This is a genomic window from Acidovorax sp. KKS102, from assembly GCF_000302535.1.
Taxonomy (GTDB): domain Bacteria; phylum Pseudomonadota; class Gammaproteobacteria; order Burkholderiales; family Burkholderiaceae_C; genus Acidovorax.
The window spans coordinates 1,314,403-1,330,050 of sequence record NC_018708.1; the positions used below are offsets into that span (position 1 = coordinate 1,314,403).

18 protein-coding genes are annotated in these 15,648 nt (G+C 65.2%); 1 reads left to right on the forward strand and 17 read right to left on the reverse strand.

Going from position 1 to position 15,648, the window contains the following annotated elements:
• Nucleotides 1–17: 17 nt before the first annotated feature.
• The 14 genes from C380_RS05980 to C380_RS25255 form a co-directional block, all read right to left on the reverse strand.
• The gene (locus C380_RS05980) at nt 18–917 is read right to left on the reverse strand and encodes a ribose-phosphate pyrophosphokinase (protein WP_015012972.1); all 900 of its coding nucleotides are present in this window, start codon (nt 915–917) and stop codon (nt 18–20) included.
• Nucleotides 914–2,473: a thymidine phosphorylase family protein gene (locus tag C380_RS05985; protein ID WP_015012973.1), complete on the reverse strand. Its 1,560-nt coding sequence runs from the start codon at nt 2,471–2,473 to the stop codon at nt 914–916. The genes C380_RS05980 and C380_RS05985 overlap by 4 nt, the downstream gene beginning before the upstream one ends.
• The gene (locus C380_RS05990; protein WP_003090261.1) at nt 2,470–3,831 is read right to left on the reverse strand and encodes an MBL fold metallo-hydrolase; all 1,362 of its coding nucleotides are present in this window, start codon (nt 3,829–3,831) and stop codon (nt 2,470–2,472) included. The genes C380_RS05985 and C380_RS05990 overlap by 4 nt, the downstream gene beginning before the upstream one ends.
• A gap of 25 nt (nt 3,832–3,856) precedes the next feature.
• Nucleotides 3,857–4,354 carry a TPM domain-containing protein gene (locus tag C380_RS05995; protein WP_003121538.1) on the reverse strand — a complete coding sequence of 166 codons (498 nt, stop codon included), beginning with the start codon at nt 4,352–4,354 and terminating at the stop codon, nt 3,857–3,859.
• A 1-nt stretch (nt 4,355) separates the two neighbouring features.
• Nucleotides 4,356–5,240 (reverse strand): YgcG family protein, encoded by an 885-nt coding sequence (locus C380_RS06000; RefSeq protein ID WP_009516027.1) that lies wholly within the window; start codon nt 5,238–5,240, stop codon nt 4,356–4,358.
• 1 nt (nt 5,241) lies between these two features.
• A complete protein-coding gene (locus tag C380_RS06005; RefSeq protein WP_009516025.1) occupies nt 5,242–5,853 on the reverse strand; it encodes a LemA family protein in 612 nt (203 codons plus the stop codon).
• On the reverse strand, nt 5,850–7,157 hold the full coding sequence (locus tag C380_RS06010) for an MFS transporter (protein ID WP_015012974.1): 1,308 nt from the start codon (nt 7,155–7,157) through the stop codon (nt 5,850–5,852). The genes C380_RS06005 and C380_RS06010 overlap by 4 nt, the downstream gene beginning before the upstream one ends.
• Before the next feature lie 31 nt (nt 7,158–7,188).
• Nucleotides 7,189–9,654: a cation-translocating P-type ATPase gene (locus C380_RS06015; RefSeq protein WP_006226038.1), complete on the reverse strand. Its 2,466-nt coding sequence runs from the start codon at nt 9,652–9,654 to the stop codon at nt 7,189–7,191.
• A gap of 32 nt (nt 9,655–9,686) precedes the next feature.
• Nucleotides 9,687–10,550, reverse strand: a complete 864-nt coding sequence (gene ppk2 / locus C380_RS06020) for a polyphosphate kinase 2 (protein WP_003090242.1) — start codon at nt 10,548–10,550, stop codon at nt 9,687–9,689.
• 10 nt (nt 10,551–10,560) lie between these two features.
• Nucleotides 10,561–10,719 (reverse strand): hypothetical protein, encoded by a 159-nt coding sequence (locus tag C380_RS25250; protein WP_009516017.1) that lies wholly within the window; start codon nt 10,717–10,719, stop codon nt 10,561–10,563.
• A 1-nt stretch (nt 10,720) separates the two neighbouring features.
• On the reverse strand, nt 10,721–11,371 hold the full coding sequence (locus tag C380_RS06025; RefSeq protein WP_003090238.1) for an isoprenylcysteine carboxylmethyltransferase family protein: 651 nt from the start codon (nt 11,369–11,371) through the stop codon (nt 10,721–10,723).
• A complete protein-coding gene (locus tag C380_RS24310; RefSeq protein ID WP_009516014.1) occupies nt 11,368–11,607 on the reverse strand; it encodes a DUF2933 domain-containing protein in 240 nt (79 codons plus the stop codon). Before C380_RS24310 ends, C380_RS06025 begins: the two co-directional genes overlap by 4 nt.
• Nucleotides 11,608–11,618: 11 nt before the next feature.
• Nucleotides 11,619–12,020: a hypothetical protein gene (locus C380_RS06030; protein ID WP_003090236.1), complete on the reverse strand. Its 402-nt coding sequence runs from the start codon at nt 12,018–12,020 to the stop codon at nt 11,619–11,621.
• A gap of 154 nt (nt 12,021–12,174) precedes the next feature.
• Entirely contained in the window at nt 12,175–12,609 is a 435-nt protein-coding gene (locus C380_RS25255; protein ID WP_079279895.1) for a hypothetical protein, read from the reverse strand.
• Between the two features lie 143 nt (nt 12,610–12,752).
• Here C380_RS25255 and C380_RS06040 point away from each other — a divergent pair, with 143 nt between their 5' ends.
• Nucleotides 12,753–13,175 carry a MerR family DNA-binding protein gene (locus C380_RS06040; protein ID WP_003090234.1) on the forward strand — a complete coding sequence of 141 codons (423 nt, stop codon included), beginning with the start codon at nt 12,753–12,755 and terminating at the stop codon, nt 13,173–13,175.
• A gap of 260 nt (nt 13,176–13,435) precedes the next feature.
• Here C380_RS06040 and C380_RS06045 read toward each other — a convergent pair whose 3' ends face one another.
• The 3 genes from C380_RS06045 to C380_RS06055 all read right to left on the reverse strand — a co-directional run bounded on the left by C380_RS06045 (nt 13,436) and on the right by C380_RS06055 (nt 15,465).
• Nucleotides 13,436–14,410, reverse strand: a complete 975-nt coding sequence (locus C380_RS06045) for an IS5 family transposase (protein WP_015012976.1) — start codon at nt 14,408–14,410, stop codon at nt 13,436–13,438.
• Nucleotides 14,411–14,611: 201 nt separating this feature from the next.
• Complete coding sequence (locus C380_RS06050) at nt 14,612–14,920, reverse strand: DUF305 domain-containing protein (RefSeq protein WP_051022494.1); 309 nt, start codon at nt 14,918–14,920, stop codon at nt 14,612–14,614.
• A gap of 134 nt (nt 14,921–15,054) precedes the next feature.
• Entirely contained in the window at nt 15,055–15,465 is a 411-nt protein-coding gene (locus C380_RS06055; protein WP_015012978.1) for a four-helix bundle copper-binding protein, read from the reverse strand.
• Between the last annotated feature and the right edge of the window lie 183 nt (nt 15,466–15,648).

Genomic DNA, 15,648 nt, shown 5'->3' on the forward strand with positions numbered 1-15,648 from the left:
GAGCGCGGCGCAGCGGCTCATGGCGCGCCGGCTTCCATCAGTTCCTGCACCGCTGTCGCCAGCGGTGCCACCACGCTGATGCCGTTAGAGACATGCGGCACGGTGTCGCAGGTCACCACCCGCTGGGGCCCTGCCGCAAGAAGTGCGTGGTACGCGTCGGCGGCGAACAGGGCGTGCACCCCGATGCACACCGGTGGCGGCAATCCCACGCTGCGCACACTGGCGATTGCCTGGATCATCGTGCGCGCGCTGGACACGATGTCATCGATGAGCACGGGCTGGCGGTCTGCCAGGGCCGCGGTGTCGGGAAGGCTGACCTCCACGTCCTTGTCGCCCCGGCGGATCTTCTGCAACACCGTGAACGGCGCGCCAGCCAAGCGCGCGACTTCCTGGACCCATTGCTCGCTTTCCGCATCGGGTCCGATCAACACGGGACGGTCCACATGGGCTGCGACCCAGGCCGCGATGGCGGGCGCGGACTCGACCACACGGGTCGGCACCCGGTAGACCTCGCCGAGCGAGCGGTAGCGGTGCAGATGGGGATCGACGGTGACGATACCGTCGAACACCGTCGACACCAGCGCAGCGAACGTGCGGGACGTGATGGCTTCGCCCGTGTTGAAGCGCCGGTCCTGACGCAGGTACGCCAGGTACGGGGCAGCCAGCAACACGCGGGTGGCGCCGAGGTCGCGCGCTGCGTCCGCGGCGAACAACAAGGGCAGCGCCTTGGCGTCCGGCTGTGCCAGGCTGGCCACGATCACGACGGTGCGGCCGGTGACGTCGGCGTCCAGCCGCACCAGCGACTCGCCGTCCGGGAACCGGTGCAGTTGCAGGGCAGCCCGCTGCGCGCCCAACGCCCGGATCAGTCCATCGGCGAAGTCTTCGTCGCCCGGCAGGTGAAAAACGAGAGGTTTCATAGGTTCTCCGAAATCTGGAAGATCGGTGGGCGCGAGCGGACGAACTGCAGCGCATAGGCCAGCTCGCCCGGCGCCTGGGCGTGCAGCGTGAAGAGCGGCTGTCCCGCTTCGACCTGGTCGCCCAGGCGCGCATGCACGTCGATGCCGGCGGCAGCGGCGGTCGGTGCTCCGGCGAGCTTGGCCGCCCGCGCGAGCAGCCGGTTGTCGATTCGGGAGACCCGTCCCGTGGACGGCGATGCGACGGTGTGCCGATGCGTTGCCACCGGGATGCTGCGCAGGCCGCCCTGCTCAGCGCAGATCGCCTCGAACGTGGCCCAGGCGCGGCCGTCGGCCAGCACCTGCGTGGCGAGCGTCAGGCCGCCGCCGGCGGGCGCTGCACCGCCCATTTCGAGGATGTCCGCCGCCAGCCGCAACGCTCGCTCCCGCAGGTCGGCCGGGGCCTCGGGCGTCCCTTGTAGGACGGCCAGCACGTCGCGGGCCTCCAGTGCCGGGCCGATCCCGCGGCCGACCGGCTGCTCACCATCGGTGACGCGCAAGGCCACGTGCAGGCCGATGGCGCTGCCCACCTCCTGCAGGCGCCGACCGAGCGCCGCCGCGGCCTGCGCGCTGCGCACTTTGGCGGTGGCACCCACGGGCAGGTCGATCAGCACATGGGTCGAGCCCGCAGCGGCCTTCTTGGACAGGACCGAGGCGACGAGCTGGCCCTCGCTGTCCAGGTCCAGCGGCCGCTCGACGCGGATGAGGATGTCGTCGGCGGGGCTGAGCCGTACCGAGCCGCCCCAGACGATGCAGCCGCCCGTGCGTTCGACCACGCGCCGCATGCTTCGCACATCCAGGTTCACCGGCGCCAGCACCTCCATTGTGTCGGCCGTCCCGGCCGGCGAGGTGATGGCGCGCGAGGAGGTCTTGGGCATCGTGAGGCCGCAGGCGGCCACGATGGGCACCACGAGCAGGGTCGTGCGGTTGCCGGGCAGGCCGCCGACGCAATGCTTGTCCACCACCAGCGGGCGCCCCCAATCGATGCGGTCACCGACGCCAATCATGGCTTTCGTGAGCGAGACGGTCTCCGCGAGGTCCAGGCGATCGCCGGCGCAGGCGGTGATGAAGGTGGCCAGATGCAGGTCAGAGTAATGGCCCGCCGCGACGTCGGAGATGATGGCGCTGAACTCGGCATCGCCCAGGGCATTGCCGTAGACCTTGGCCCGGACATGGCTGAGCGAATCCAGCGGCGGTGCATGGGTCACCGTGACCAGCTGGCCCGGCTGCGCCCCCAGCGACGCCCATGCCGATTCGGACAGGCCAGCGACGTTCTCGGCCAGCCAATCCCCATCGACGACGCTGAGCGTCGCCACGATGCTGCGGCGGCCGGCCGTCAGCTGCACGCGCGCCTGGGTCGTGAAACCCTCCGACCGGCAGACAGGGCAGTCGCGCCGCATGTAGACCACCGGCTCCTGATGGGTGTCGATGCCGGTGCGCCACGCCTGCAGCGTGTTCACGCCATCCTCTCCGGTGCCGGTGCCGGTGCCGGTGCCGGTCTCGTGCAGGTGCGCCGTCATACCAGATCCACCGTCTGCAGGTACTCGGGCACGGCAACCGACCAGCCCAGTTCATGGTCGATCCGCGCGCGCAGCGCATCGGCCGCCTCCGGCTCGCCGTGGGTCACGAAGGTTCGGCGCGGTGTTTGCGTGAAGCCGCGCATCCACGCGAGGATCTCGTCGGCATCGGCGTGGGCGGAAAGGTTGTCGAGCGAGGCCACCTCGGCGCGGATCGGCACGTCCTGGCCATGGATGCGGACGGTGGACGCGCCGTGCACGATCGCGGCGCCACGGGTGCCGCCCGCCTGGTAGCCGGCGAACAGGATGGTGTTGCGATGGTCGGGCGCGAATGACTTGAGGTGGTGCACCACGCGTCCTCCAGTGGCCATGCCACTGGCGGAGATGATGACCATCGGTCCACGACCGGCGCTGAGCGCCTTGGACTCCTCGACCTTGTTGACGATCTTCGCGGCATGGCACATGCCCTCGCATTCCTCGGGCGAGAGCCGGTGCTCGTCGCGATGGGCGTGGTACAGCCGTGTGGCATCGATGGCCATCGGGCTGTCCAGGTACACGGGCAGGTGCTGGTGGATGCGCCCTTGCTTCTTGAGCTGGTAGATGCCGTACATCAGGCTCTGCGCTCGGCCGACAGCGAACGCTGGGATGACCACGACCCCTCCACGGGCGGCCGTCTTGTTGATGACAGTCTCCAGCTGCGCCAGTGCGTCGGACGCTTCATGCTTGCGGTTGCCGTAGGTGGATTCCACCAGCAGGTAGTCGGCGCCGGGGACCTGCACCGGCGGGCGCAGCACCGGGTCGTTGGGCCGGCCGATGTCGCCGGAGAAGAGCACGGATCGCCGGCCGTCGTTGAGGTGCACGAAGGCCGAGCCGAGCATGTGCCCGGAAGGCGTCAACCGCGCGGTGAGTCCGGGCAGCGCCTCGAAGTCCTGAGAGAACGGACGTGGCGCGAACAGCTTCAGGCAGCGCTCGGCGTCCTCACGGGTGTACAGCGGCAGCGCGGGCTGGTGTTTGGAGAAACCGTGCCGGTTGGCGAACTTCGCCTCTTCCTCCTGCAGATGGCCGCTGTCGGTGAGCAGGATCTTGCACAGCTCGTGCGTCGCGGACGTGCAGTAAACCCGGCCGCGAAAGCCTTGTCGCGCCAGCAGTGGCAGGTAGCCGCTGTGGTCGATGTGGGCGTGGGTGAGCACGACCGCGTCGACGGTCTTGGGCGCGACCGGCAGCGGCTCCCAGTTGCGCAGGCGCAGCTGCTTGAATCCCTGGAACAGGCCGCAGTCCACCAGAATGGTCGCGTCGCCATGGCGCAGCAGGTATTTGGAACCGGTCACGGTGCCGGTGGCACCCAGAAACTGAAGTTGCATGGTAGGTCTCCAAGGATGTTGTCGTTCAAAGAAGGACCGGCCGATCCGGCAACTCGTTGCCGTGGTCCGCGCCCCGCGGAAAGTGCTGCACCAGCAGGTGGCTGACGGCCACGATGCCTTCCAGGGCTCCGGCCTCGAAGCGTCCCTGCGCAAACTGGGCTTCCATGCGCTGGCACACAGCCGACCACCTTTCGGCACCGCAACAGGCATGGATGCCGCGATCGGCCACGATCTCCACGGCCCGGTCGGCCAGCAGCACGTAGATCAGGACGCCGCTGTTGTGCGCCGTATCCCACACACCCAGGCGTGCGAACAGGTCCAGCGCCCGCTCGCCCGGCGATTGGTTGCGCCACAGTGGCGATCCGTCCAGCGCACCCTCGACCACGAAGCGCAGTTGGCCCCCATGCTGGAACTCTCCCGTGCGGATGGCCTGCTCGATCGCATCCAGGGCACGCGGGGGGAAGGCGCGGCGGACTGCGCGATCCGTGGTCGCAAGGTGGCGAAGAAGTCGTTGCATGTTCATCTCACCACCGTCCTGACGCGCCGCCGCCACCGAAGCCGCCGCCGCCGCCGCGGAATCCTCCGCCCGGCCAGCCGCCTCCCCGGTGGCGCCCGTGCAGGCCGCCGTGGCCACCCATGCCGATGCCCAGCAGCGTGACGAGGAATCCCGCCAGTCCAGCCACCGCGGCCACCGCGAAGGTGCCCACCAACAGCCACGCAGCGGCACCCAGCACGCCAGCCGTGACCAGGGAGCCTGGAAGGCGGCCGAGGGCGTTGCGCAGCACTCCGCCCAGCATCAGGGCCGCGACGAACAGGAAGGGCCAGGCCTGCCCGATGTCGTTGGTCTGCCCCTGCCGCCGTGGGTCCGCCGCAGGCAGGGCCTCGCCATCGATCACCCGCATGATCTGTTCGGCGCCTGCGGCGATGCCGCCGTCGAAATCGCCCTGGCGCAGGCGCGGCGTGATCACCTCGTCGATGATGCGCCGCGATACCACGTCGCTCAGCGCACCCTCGATGCCGTATCCGACTTCGATGCGCACGGTGCGGTCGTCCTTGGCCACCAGGAGCAACGCGCCGTCGTCCACCTTGCGACGGCCGAGCTTCCATTGCTCTACCACCCGCAGGGTGTACTGCTCGACGGGTTCGGGCCGCGTCGAGCGGACCATCAGCACGGCGATCTGCACGCCCTTGCGTTGCTCGAAGGCCCGAAGCTGCGCATCCAGCGCGGCGACACGATCGGCGGCGAGCGTTCCCGTGAGATCGGTGACGCGCGCCTGCAGCGGGGGAACGGCGACCAACTCCTGCGCGGACGCGACCGAAAGGAACAGGCTCAGCAGCAGCCAGGCCAGAGCGTGGGCCAGCCGAAGAGGGGCCGCCGGAGAGAGCACCGCTGTTCTGGGCGTTCTCATGTCAGGGGCGCGCCGCCGGCGCCGAGGCGCCGAAATCGACCTGTGGCGGCGCCGCCATGGCCTTCTCGTCGGCGACCGAGAAATTGGGCTTGACGACGTAGCTGAACAGCTTGGCCGTGATGTTGGTCGGGAAGCTGCGCGTGAGCACGTTGTAATCCTGCACCGCCTTCACGTAGCGCCCACGCGCCACGGTGATGCGGTTCTCCGTGCCCTCAAGTTGGGCACGCAGGTCTTGAAAAGCCTGGTTCGCCTTGAGTTGCGGGTAGTTCTCGCTCACCACCAGCAGCCGGCTCAGCGCGCCGGACAGTTCGCCCTGTGCCGCCTGGAACTTCTGGAACGCCTCGGGGTTGTTGACGAGTTCCGGCGTGGCCTGGATCGAGGTCGCCTTCGCGCGGGCCTCGACCACCCGGGTCAGCGTCTCCTGCTCGAAGTTGGTCTCGCCCTTGACGGTCGCGACGATGTTGGGGATCAGGTCGGCGCGCCGCTGGTACTGGTTCAGCACCTCGGACCAGGCGGACTTGGTCTGCTCGTCCAGCCGCTGGAAGTCGTTGTAGCCGCATCCGCTCAGCGACAGGGCAAGCGCTGCGAGCAGGGACATCAGGATCAGTCTCATGGTTCGGTTTCCGTGGAAGTGAGAAAAGTGCGGGACGGTGAAGCGCTCACCAGGACGGGGTTGGCTGGCCACCAACGCCGCGGAATGAGCAGCAGCGCGAGGGTGGCGGCCAGTGGAATCGACAGCCACGCAAAGGTGCTCTGCATCACAGCGCCGAATAGCCATCCGGTGGCGGCCGATCCCAGTGTTTGTCCGAGGCCGGCTGCCGCGGCGAGCCCTCCCATCGCGATACCGAGCCGCCGCGCCGAGGTGCCGGCAGCGAGGTAGGCCAGGGTGGGGAGCACGAGACCCGTGCCCGCAGCCGTGAAACTCACGCCGACGTACAGCCACATCTCGCTGCCATGGCGGGCCAGCATCAGGAGCCCGGCGATGCCCAGGACCATGCCGCAGGCCAGTACGCGGCGTGGGTCGGCGCGCTCCAGCAGGCCGGTGAAGAACAGCACCGCGTTGACGCCCAGCATCACCAGACTGCACTCGGCGAACATCAACGACACCTCTCGGGAGGAGAGATCGGGGTGGCGCTGGCCCTGCAGCACGATGCCGAGTTCAAAGCCGGCAAGCACGAACATGACCACACCGTTGAGAATCCAGAGCGCCAGGGAGCGGCTCCGGGGTGCTCCGTCGTGATCGGCTGCGTCCGCCTCTCCAAGGGAGGAAGGTGCGGGAAGCGTTGCGGCCAGGCCCAGCATCATCAGCGCGCCGAGCGCGGCCGAGAGTGCGATTACGAGCGTGGTCGATGAGCCCTGTACCAGCACGCTCAAGAAGCCCAGGCCGACAAGCCGTTCTGCAGCGGCGTTCAGGCCGGGGCCGAACAGGAACCCGAGCAGCGACATCGCACCCAGCCATGCAAAGCGCCTGGCGCGAATCGATTCTGGGGTGTACTGCGCGACGAGCGCCGGCACCACCGGCACGACCGCGGCCACAAAAAAGCCCGTCGCGCCGCGCAGCGCATAGATGCCGACCACGCCCAGGGACTCGGGGCGCAGCAGCGGGAGCAGGCTGGCCACGTAGCCGATCAGGCCCACCAGCAACACGCGGGCACGCCCCAGCCTGTCCGCCAGCATGCCCCACAGGGGCGCACCCAGCAGGATGCCCGCCGTGTAGATGCCGCTGAGGTAGCCGACATGGCGCGCAAGCGCCGCAGGATCCGCGTCGCCCATCAAGGGCCGCAGCCAGTCGGGGATCAAGGGCATCAGTGCCCCATATCCGGCCGAGACGACGAATACGGCCGCAGCGAGCCAACCCAGCTGCGCGACGCCGAGGTCTTGCTGGCGGGTGGGCCCGGATTCGCGCGGTGATCGCATGGCGCGGCTCTCTACCATGGTGGCCCGCCGCTCAGGCTGACGCGGCCGCTGGGACACTGGCACGCGACGTCACGCGCTTGATCCCCGGCAGGCGCGTGCGCTTGAGCATCAGCGCATTGATCGCGACGATCGCGGAACTGCCCGACATGGACAATGCAGCGACCTCGGGCGACAAGGTGAACGGATACAGCACCCCGGCCGCCAGCGGGAAGGCGATCACGTTGTAGGCCACGGCCCACCAGAGGTTCTGGTGCATCTTGCGCAGCGTCGCCCGGGACAGTTCGATGGCCCCGACCACGTCGTAGGGGTCACTCTTCATCAACACCACCTGGGCGCTTTCCATCGCAACGTCCGTCCCCGCGCCAATCGCAAAGCCCACGTCGGCCTGCGTCAGCGCCGGAGCGTCGTTGATGCCGTCGCCGACCATGCCGACCTTGTGACCCTGCTGCTGCAGTTCCTTGATCTTGGAGGCCTTCTGCCCGGGCAACACATCCGCAAGCACGATGTCGATACCCAGTTCCTTGCCGATGCGCTCGGCGGTCGCCTGGTTGTCGCCGGTCAGCATCGCGACCTTCACGCCGCGTGCCTGCAGCTTGGCGATCGTCTCGCGCGAGGTCGGCCGCACGGCATCGGCGATCGCGATGAGGCCGATCAGCCGGCCACCGCGCGCGACGTGGACCACAGTGCGCCCCCCGCCTTGCAGCCGCGCCGCCTCGCTGGCAAGGGGGGCCAGATCCACCTGTTCCGACTGCATCAGCAGCCGGTTGCCCAGGAGCACCGTCTCGCCCCCGATAGTGGCCCGTGCGCCTTGCCCATCGATGTTGGTGAAGTTCTCGGTGACCTCCGTCGGCATGTCTCCCGCACGCTTGAGCACTGCGAGCGCGAGGGGGTGCTCGGAGAACTTCTCCACCGCGGCGGCCGTCGCCAGAAGCCGCGTCTCCTCGACACCGGGCGCGGCCACCATCTCGACGACATCGGGCTGCCCCAGTGTCAAGGTGCCGGTCTTGTCGAACACCACGACCGTCAACTTGGTGGCGTTCTCCAATGCGGCCGCATTCTTGAAGAGAATGCCGTTCATTGCGCCCAGCCCGGTCCCGACCATGATGGCCATCGGGGTGGCCAGCCCCAGCGCATCAGGGCATGCGATCACGAACACGGTGATGGTCAAGGTGAGTGCGAACAGTAATGTCTGTCCCATCACCCAGTACCAGACGCTGAAGGTCAGCAGGCCAATCACGATCGCCGCCAGCACCAGCCACTGGGATGCGTGGTCGGCCAGCAGCTGGCCGGGGGCCTTCGAGTTCTGGGCCTCCTGGACCAGCTTGACAATCTGCGCCAAGGCCGTGTCCGCGCCGACCTTCGTGGCCTTGTAGCGAAAGCTCCCGCTCTTGTTGATGCTGGCGCCTACGACGGTGCTGCCCACGCCCTTCTTGACCGGCATGGACTCGCCCGTCAGCATCGACTCGTCCACTTGCGACGCGCCCTCGACGATCTCGCCATCCACCGGGATCTTGTCGCCGGGCTTGATCACGACCAGTTCCCCGGCTGCAACCTCGGCGGTCGGTACCTTGGTCTCCACCCCGTTGCGCACGACCGTGGCCATGGGTGGGGCGAGATCCATCAACGCGCGAATCGCGTCGGATGCGCCCGCGCGCGCGCGCATCTCCAGCCAGTGCCCCAGCAGGATGAAGACCAGCAGCACCGATGCCGCTTCATAGAACACCTCACCCTCGTAGAAGAAGGTCGCGCCGATGCTGAACAGGTAGCCGGTGCCCACCGACAGCACGACCAACGTGGCCATGTTGGCGACGCCGTTGCGCAGCGCGCGCCACGCCGCCACGTAGAAAGGCCAACCTGGATAGATGATCGCGGCACTTGCGAGGAAGAAAAGAAAGAGCTTGTCGTCCAGCCCGAACGGCGTCTGGAAGTCGCCGAACATCTTCCCCATCGGGGAATAGAAGAACACGGGAATGGCGAAGACCAGGGCCACGAAGAAGCGATTGCGCATGTCCCGAGCCATGTCCTGCATCGAGCCCGACCCGTGGCCCATGTCGTGCATCATGTCGTCCATCGCAGGGTCGCCTGCGTGGGCCTGGTGCGCAGCATGGGCGGCGGGCGTCGTGGCCGCAGCCTTCGCGCGTGCGGCCGTGGCGGGGGCATGCGCGTGGTGCCCCTCATGCCCCATCTCTTGCGCCTGACGTGCGGGTGCGCCGTGATGGCCGTGCACCGCATGGCTGGGGTCGGCAGAGACGCCAGCGGCGGGCGCGCACACGTGCTTGGGCGTCTGCTCGCCACGGCAGTGATAGCCGCATTCGGCGATGCGCTGGCGCAGATCCTCGACACTGAGTTGTCCCTCATCGAGATGGACCGTTGCGCTTCCCGCAACATAGTTGACATCTGCATGATGGACGCCGGGAAGCTGCAGCAGCTTGCGGCGTACTCCCTCCGCGCTCAGGCTCGATACGAGCCCTCCGACTTCAACGTTGATCGACTTCATGGCTGTTCTTCCTGTTCGCTGTGTTCGTGGTCTCAACGAGCGAGTCGGCCCGAGTCCAGGCAGTCCTGCGAGAACTCGAAGACGATCTCCCGGTCGGGAGCGATGACCTTGTGCTTCTTGCCGGCGTAGTGCAGCCGGGAGAGGATGTCTCTGATCAGGTTGAGCCTCGCCAACCGTTTGTTGTCGGCGTGCACGACAGACCAGGGCGCCGCGGCCGTATGGGTGCGCATGAACATCTCGTCGCGCGCCCGTGTATAGCCGTCCCAGTGCTTAAGCGCGACGGCATCCACCGGGCTCGACTTCCACTGTTTGAGGGGATCACGGCGGCGTTCCCCGAGCCGGCGGCTCTGCTCCTTCTTGCCGATGTCGAGGTAATACTTCAGCAGCTTGATACCGGAGTTGACCAGCATCTCCTCGAACTTGGGCACTGAGTTCATGAATTCCTCGTGCTCCTCGGCGGTACAGAAGCCCATCACCGGTTCCACGCCCGCACGGTTGTACCAACTGCGGTTGAACACCACGAGCTCTTCGCCAACTGGCAGGTGCGGGACGTAGCGCTGGAAGTACCAGCCCGTGCGATCCCGGTCGGAGGGCTTTCCTAGCGCGACGACCCGTGTTTCCCGAGGACTCAGGTGTTCGACCAGCCGCTTGATGCTGCCGTCCTTGCCTGCGCCGTCCCTTCCCTCCAAGAGGATCAGGATACGGTCGTTGCATTTGATGAAATGCCGCTGCAGTTTCACCAGTTCGATCTGCAGCATGTGCAACTGTGCTTCGTAGTCCTCGCGGCCGATCGAGCGTGTCGCTGTCTCGTCGCGCGCTGAGCCGTGGGCAGTGCCGGTGCCGTCCACATCGGCCTTGTGCTTGGCGCCTTTGGCGCCCTTCTTGTTCTTTGCCATGGGTTCTCCGTTAGGTCTGGTCGCAGGCGATCAGCATTGCGTGTGTCGATGCCCGGCGGGGCGCGGCGCTCATGTCCGCATCCGAGCTGGAGCCGCAGCCATCGCCTTGTCCGTAGGCTGCAGCCAGGTACGGTCGATTGATGCGCTGACGCCAGCGGGTCTTCTTCATGTCAGCCTCGCTGGCGCGTGTCCGAGAGGGAGGGAAGGAAGCGCGGCGTGCGCGCGGCATAGGCGTCGAACTCGGCGCCGAACTGCTTGCGCATGTCCTTCTCCTCGTTGACTGCCAGCCTCGAATACATCACGACGAGGAAGGGGAACATCAGCAGCGTCAACAGCGTCGGCCACTGCAGCAGAAAGCCGAAAAGGATCGCCACGAAGGCCACATACTGCGGGTGCCGAATCCTGGCGTATGGGCCGCTCACGGCAAGTTGGGCGTGCCGTTGCGCGTGGTAGAGCACCGTCCAGGCGCTCGACAGAAGCCAGAAGCCGCCCCCGATGAAGATGTAGCTTGCGATATGAAGCGGGCTGAAGTGAGGGTCGCCGCTCTCGCCCAGCAGGGTCGACCAGAGATGGCCGCTGTTGTGCGACAGCAAGTCCAGACTGGGATACTTGGTCTGAAGCCAGCCGGACAGCACGTACAGCGTCAGCGGAAAGCCGTACATCTCGACGAACAAGGCAACAATGAACGCTGCGAATGTCCCGAAGGTTCTCCAGTCGCGCGAGGTCTGCGGTTTGAAGAAGCTGAAGGCGAACATGATGAAGACCGCCGAGTTCACGAGGACGAGCAGCCAAAGCCCATAAGCGGGCGCATCGTGGTTCATTTGCGCTCTCCCGGGCACGGTGGATTCGCCTTGCTACCGTCGCCTGGTACGGCATGGCGATGCATCAGCACATGAGCGATGACGCAAGTCGCTAGGAGGACCAGTGGCAGCGCGGCCAGGTAGTGCCCGCGGTGTTCCGTCAGCAGCATGTAGATGCTCACGGCCAGGAAGACCAGAAAGCCCAGGAACCATCGCGAGCGCGAAAACCTTGGACCGGTGCGGTGAGAAGTTGTCATGGTCGTCCTCCTCACTTCGCCGGCTCAGGCATCCGGTCCATCATCATCTGCATCATGGACTGGCACATGTCCATGCGCATTTCGAGCATTTGCTGCCGCTCAGCTGTCGGCGCCGACTCGGCTCCATCCTTCATTGCGCCCATCATCGCCATGCCAGCCCGCATGGCCTGCATGTGTTCGGCCATGAGCGCCTTGCGCTGCGCAGGCGTCTTCGCAGCCACCATCCGTTCGTGCATGGCCTGCATCGACTTCAGTTGCGCATCCATGCCCTCGGTGGTCGGCGCCCTTGGCGTCTCGGCCGCGGTCGGACTCGCACCTGCGGGGTGATGGGCCTGATGGTTGTCCTGCGCGAACGCAGACAAGGTGACCAGTGCGGCGCCCACGATGGCCGCGATCGAATGCGTGAATTTCATTTCTCTCTCCTTTAGCCGCGGGTGCCTGCCATTGGGGCGAAACCGATGTCGCCGCAAGCGGACAAAGCCCTATGAAAACTCCGTAGTCGGGTACAGAGTCAAGGCTTATGAGTTGTGCGCCGGGTGTGACCGACACGGCAACTCAAAGGAGGCGCTACAGCGCGAGACGCTCGAACAGCAGCCACGACGGCCGCTTGGGAGGTGGTCGCTGGTGACCCCTCGATGGGATGGCTCGCAGAGCCAACGTCGGAGCCAGCAGCTGGTCTCCATAGGCGGGAGGCGCCAAACCGACGAGGTCGAACGCGAAGGTTGGTGCTTTCTGAATGGCGGACTGGTTGACGTCGCCGCAGAGCTTCAGGCACGGGGCCTTCGACGGGTCGTGGGAACCTTCTTCGTGCTCACCATGGAGGCCTTCATGATTTCCATGCCCGGACGATGGGACATGCTCATACCCGACAGCATGCCGATGTTGCTGCGGAGACTCCAGAAGGCAGGCATTGGCCACCCCGGCCCCGAGCGCAAACAGCCATACCCCGAGCACCATCCACGCGATGGCGCGAATCCTGCGGTGGTTGAGAAGTGTGCGCATGTGCGGCCTATTGACCCATTGACACCTGTGATCCTATTCCCAACTGAGCTGCGGGAAATTGATTTGGATCAAATGGAGGCAAGGGTCAACTACGCGGTACTGCGTTATTCTGTGTTGCTCGTGAATAGACAGTGGATCGCTCGATGAACGAAGGTTTGGGTGATTGGATGACGGTTGGCAGGCTGGCGAAGGTCGCTGGCGTCGGCGTGGAGACAATCCGCTACTACCAGGGACGCGGCCTGTTGCCGATCCCGAAGAACGCCGGCAGCTTCCGGCGCTACCCCGCTTCGATGATCCAGCGGATCGGCTTCATCAAGCGCGCTCAGAGCCTTGGGTTCTCGCTGGACGAGGTGAAGTCGCTCTTGGATCTGGAGGATGGGCGGAATCGCCGGGCTATTCAGACGGTGACACGGCGGCGCCTTGACCAGATCGATGAGAAGGTTGGCGACCTTCAGCGCATGCGAGGCGCTCTGAGAGACATGCTGGAGAGGTGCGAAGACACGGGAGAGGCGCTTCCTTGCCCTATCATTGCTGCGCTCATGGGGCCTTTGAATACGTCCGAATGATTGCGCGCTGTGAGGAACAGACGAGACCCAAGGAAAGCGAACGAGGCCTGTCGCACTTCGTTGGTAATGGTCGTGCGGACTGTTCGCTGCACAAAAATGCCGAATGAATTTTCAGCAATCTCACGGCCGACTTAGGGCTACGCTGAACAAGCCCTCGAAATTTCCCGCGCGAACGCGGAAGACGCCATTTTTTGGATTTTGTGGCCTCTTGCGCCGCCCATTTGGGCCGTTCGCAGGGCCTTGAGGCCCGATTTCCACCCTTACGGGCGCACCTGTCCCTGCTGTCGCCCTCGGGCAAGGAAAATGTTGGCCAGCGCCAAGGCCGTGAATGCGCGTGTGGCGTTCTTCTGCAGCCCGCGGTAGCGCACCTTGGTGAATCCCCACAGGCGCTTGACCACCCCGAACACATGCTCTACCCGAGCGCGGATGCGTGACTTGTTGCGGTTCTTGGCCCGCTGAACTTCGTCCACCTCGCCTGCACGGCGGGTGCGCTGGTTGGTGAAGTCTTTGGCTTGGGGCGCCTTGCCCCGGATCAGAGCCTTCTGGCTGGCGTAGGCCGAGTCGCCGTACACGCGCTGCTCGTTGCCATGCAGCAGATCGGGCAGCGGGTGTTTGTCATGCACGTTGGCCGCCGTCACCACGGCGCTGTGCGCCAGCCCGCTTTGGCTGTCCACGCCAATGTGCAGCTTCATGCCGAAATACCACTGCTGGCCTTTGCGGGTCTGGTGCATATCGGGATCGCGCGCCTTGTCGGCGTTCTTGGTAGAACTGGGCGCGGCGATGATGGTGGCATCCACGATGGTGCCGGTGTTGACCTTGAAGCCGCGCTCCTGCAATTGCTGGCCTACCTTGGCAAACAGGGCTTCACCCAGTTTTTGCTCATTGAGCAGTTTGCGAAACTTCAGCAGCGTGGTGGCGTCGGGCACGCGTTCGCGGCCCAGGTCAATCCCCACAAAGCGGCGCAGACTGGCACTGTCATACAGAGCCTCCTCGCACGCCAGATCGGCCAGGTTGAACCAGTGCTGAAGAAAATGGATGCGCAGCATGCGCTCAAGGCCAATGGGCGGGCGGCCGTTGCCTGCTTTGGGGTAGTGCGGCTCTATCACCTGGCACAGAGCGGCCCATGGCACTATTGTCTCCATGGTCCGCAAGAACTCTTCGCGTCGGGTGGGTTTGCGCGAATGCTCGAATCCGTTGTCTTGATCTGCGGCCATTGCCAAGGTCTGCTGCTTCATCTGCGGATAACGTTTGACCCCTCTCAATGGTGGACCTTAATCAGCGTTGCCTTAACACGGTGGGAGTGTCAAGCAAGAACCTTTGCCACCTTTGACCTCAATCAAGGGCCTGGACTGCAACAGGCATCCGATCCCTTCCCAAACGGCACTGCCCTGGATTTTGACGATCCAAGAGCCAGGGCAGCGACATCGGACTCAGGACTATTTGGTAGGAGCGGCAGGTGTCTTGCCACTGCGGGCCAAAAATGCATCCAGTTCAGCGATTTCCTTTTTCTGAGCGGCAACGATGTCCTTGGCCATCTTGAGCATTTTCGGGTCCTTGCCATCCCGCAACTGGGCCTGGGCCATGTCAATCGCACCCTGGTGGTGGACCCGCATCATCTGGGCAAAATCCACATCTGGGTTGCCCGACATTGGCACGGATGCCATCTTGTCGTTGTTCTCTTTCATCATTGCCTTCATGTCCATCTTGCCGTGAGGCATCGATTGATCCATACCGGCGCCCTTCATGCCCGAGTGGGGAGCGGTCTGGGCATGCAGTGCCAGAGGCGACAACAAGCCACAAGCTATGACAGCGGCGGCGGACAGCGAGTGAGAAGCTGGGAATGTTTTCATAGATGCTCTCCAGGAGTTAAGCAACGGGATTAAGCCGCACGCGCCATGGCGTCGCACTCTTGGGCGCACTTGAGACAAGCCTGCGCACAGGCCTTGCAGTGGTCTGCCTCATGCCTGGCGCATTCATCGGCGCAGGCCTTGCAGATCTGAGCGCACAGCGCGCAAATCGCAGCTGCATGCTCGCTATTGCGCGCCATGGCGTCGGCCGCAAAGCTACACGCTGCTGCGCAGTCGACGTCCAGGGCAATGCAGCGTGCCATCATCTTCACGTCGTCTTCTTTCAAACAAGCTGCGAAGCACTGATGGCAGGCCGTGGCGCACGACTGGCAAGCCTCGATGCAAGACACATATTGGTTCGGGGTGTGGTTCATCAAAATCTCCTGATAAGTAGCTCGAAAGATGAGCGAGAACCTGCGCAGTTGCCTGCGAGGAGCGTCCATCTTTTGCAGTCTGGGGTAATCGGCGCTGTAGGCTGGCACCGCCAATTGACGCGGCTTTCGAGCTATTTGCCGTCGTTATGCGCCCTAGATTACGAGGAGATTTCAGGGCTGTAATTTACGCATCACATTCGCGCGAGGGTCGCCGCAACGGCCAGTTGCTATTCATATCTGTATGCCGGTCGT

Coding starts and splice junctions, on each gene's coding strand:
- C380_RS05980 (WP_015012972.1), bottom strand. CDS start 917: ATGAAACCTCTCGTTTTTCACCTGCCGGGCGACGAAGACTTCGCCGAT.
- C380_RS05985 (WP_015012973.1), bottom strand. CDS start 2,473: ATGACGGCGCACCTGCACGAGACCGGCACCGGCACCGGCACCGGCACC.
- C380_RS05990 (WP_003090261.1), bottom strand. CDS start 3,831: ATGCAACTTCAGTTTCTGGGTGCCACCGGCACCGTGACCGGTTCCAAA.
- C380_RS05995 (WP_003121538.1), bottom strand. CDS start 4,354: ATGAACATGCAACGACTTCTTCGCCACCTTGCGACCACGGATCGCGCA.
- C380_RS06000 (WP_009516027.1), bottom strand. CDS start 5,240: ATGAGAACGCCCAGAACAGCGGTGCTCTCTCCGGCGGCCCCTCTTCGG.
- C380_RS06005 (WP_009516025.1), bottom strand. CDS start 5,853: ATGAGACTGATCCTGATGTCCCTGCTCGCAGCGCTTGCCCTGTCGCTG.
- C380_RS06010 (WP_015012974.1), bottom strand. CDS start 7,157: ATGCGATCACCGCGCGAATCCGGGCCCACCCGCCAGCAAGACCTCGGC.
- C380_RS06015 (WP_006226038.1), bottom strand. CDS start 9,654: ATGAAGTCGATCAACGTTGAAGTCGGAGGGCTCGTATCGAGCCTGAGC.
- ppk2 (WP_003090242.1), bottom strand. CDS start 10,550: ATGGCAAAGAACAAGAAGGGCGCCAAAGGCGCCAAGCACAAGGCCGAT.
- C380_RS25250 (WP_009516017.1), bottom strand. CDS start 10,719: ATGAAGAAGACCCGCTGGCGTCAGCGCATCAATCGACCGTACCTGGCT.
- C380_RS06025 (WP_003090238.1), bottom strand. CDS start 11,371: ATGAACCACGATGCGCCCGCTTATGGGCTTTGGCTGCTCGTCCTCGTG.
- C380_RS24310 (WP_009516014.1), bottom strand. CDS start 11,607: ATGACAACTTCTCACCGCACCGGTCCAAGGTTTTCGCGCTCGCGATGG.
- C380_RS06030 (WP_003090236.1), bottom strand. CDS start 12,020: ATGAAATTCACGCATTCGATCGCGGCCATCGTGGGCGCCGCACTGGTC.
- C380_RS25255 (WP_079279895.1), bottom strand. CDS start 12,609: ATGCGCACACTTCTCAACCACCGCAGGATTCGCGCCATCGCGTGGATG.
- C380_RS06040 (WP_003090234.1), top strand. CDS start 12,753: ATGAACGAAGGTTTGGGTGATTGGATGACGGTTGGCAGGCTGGCGAAG.
- C380_RS06045 (WP_015012976.1), bottom strand. CDS start 14,410: ATGAAGCAGCAGACCTTGGCAATGGCCGCAGATCAAGACAACGGATTC.
- C380_RS06050 (WP_051022494.1), bottom strand. CDS start 14,920: ATGAAGGGCGCCGGTATGGATCAATCGATGCCTCACGGCAAGATGGAC.
- C380_RS06055 (WP_015012978.1), bottom strand. CDS start 15,465: ATGGACGCTCCTCGCAGGCAACTGCGCAGGTTCTCGCTCATCTTTCGA.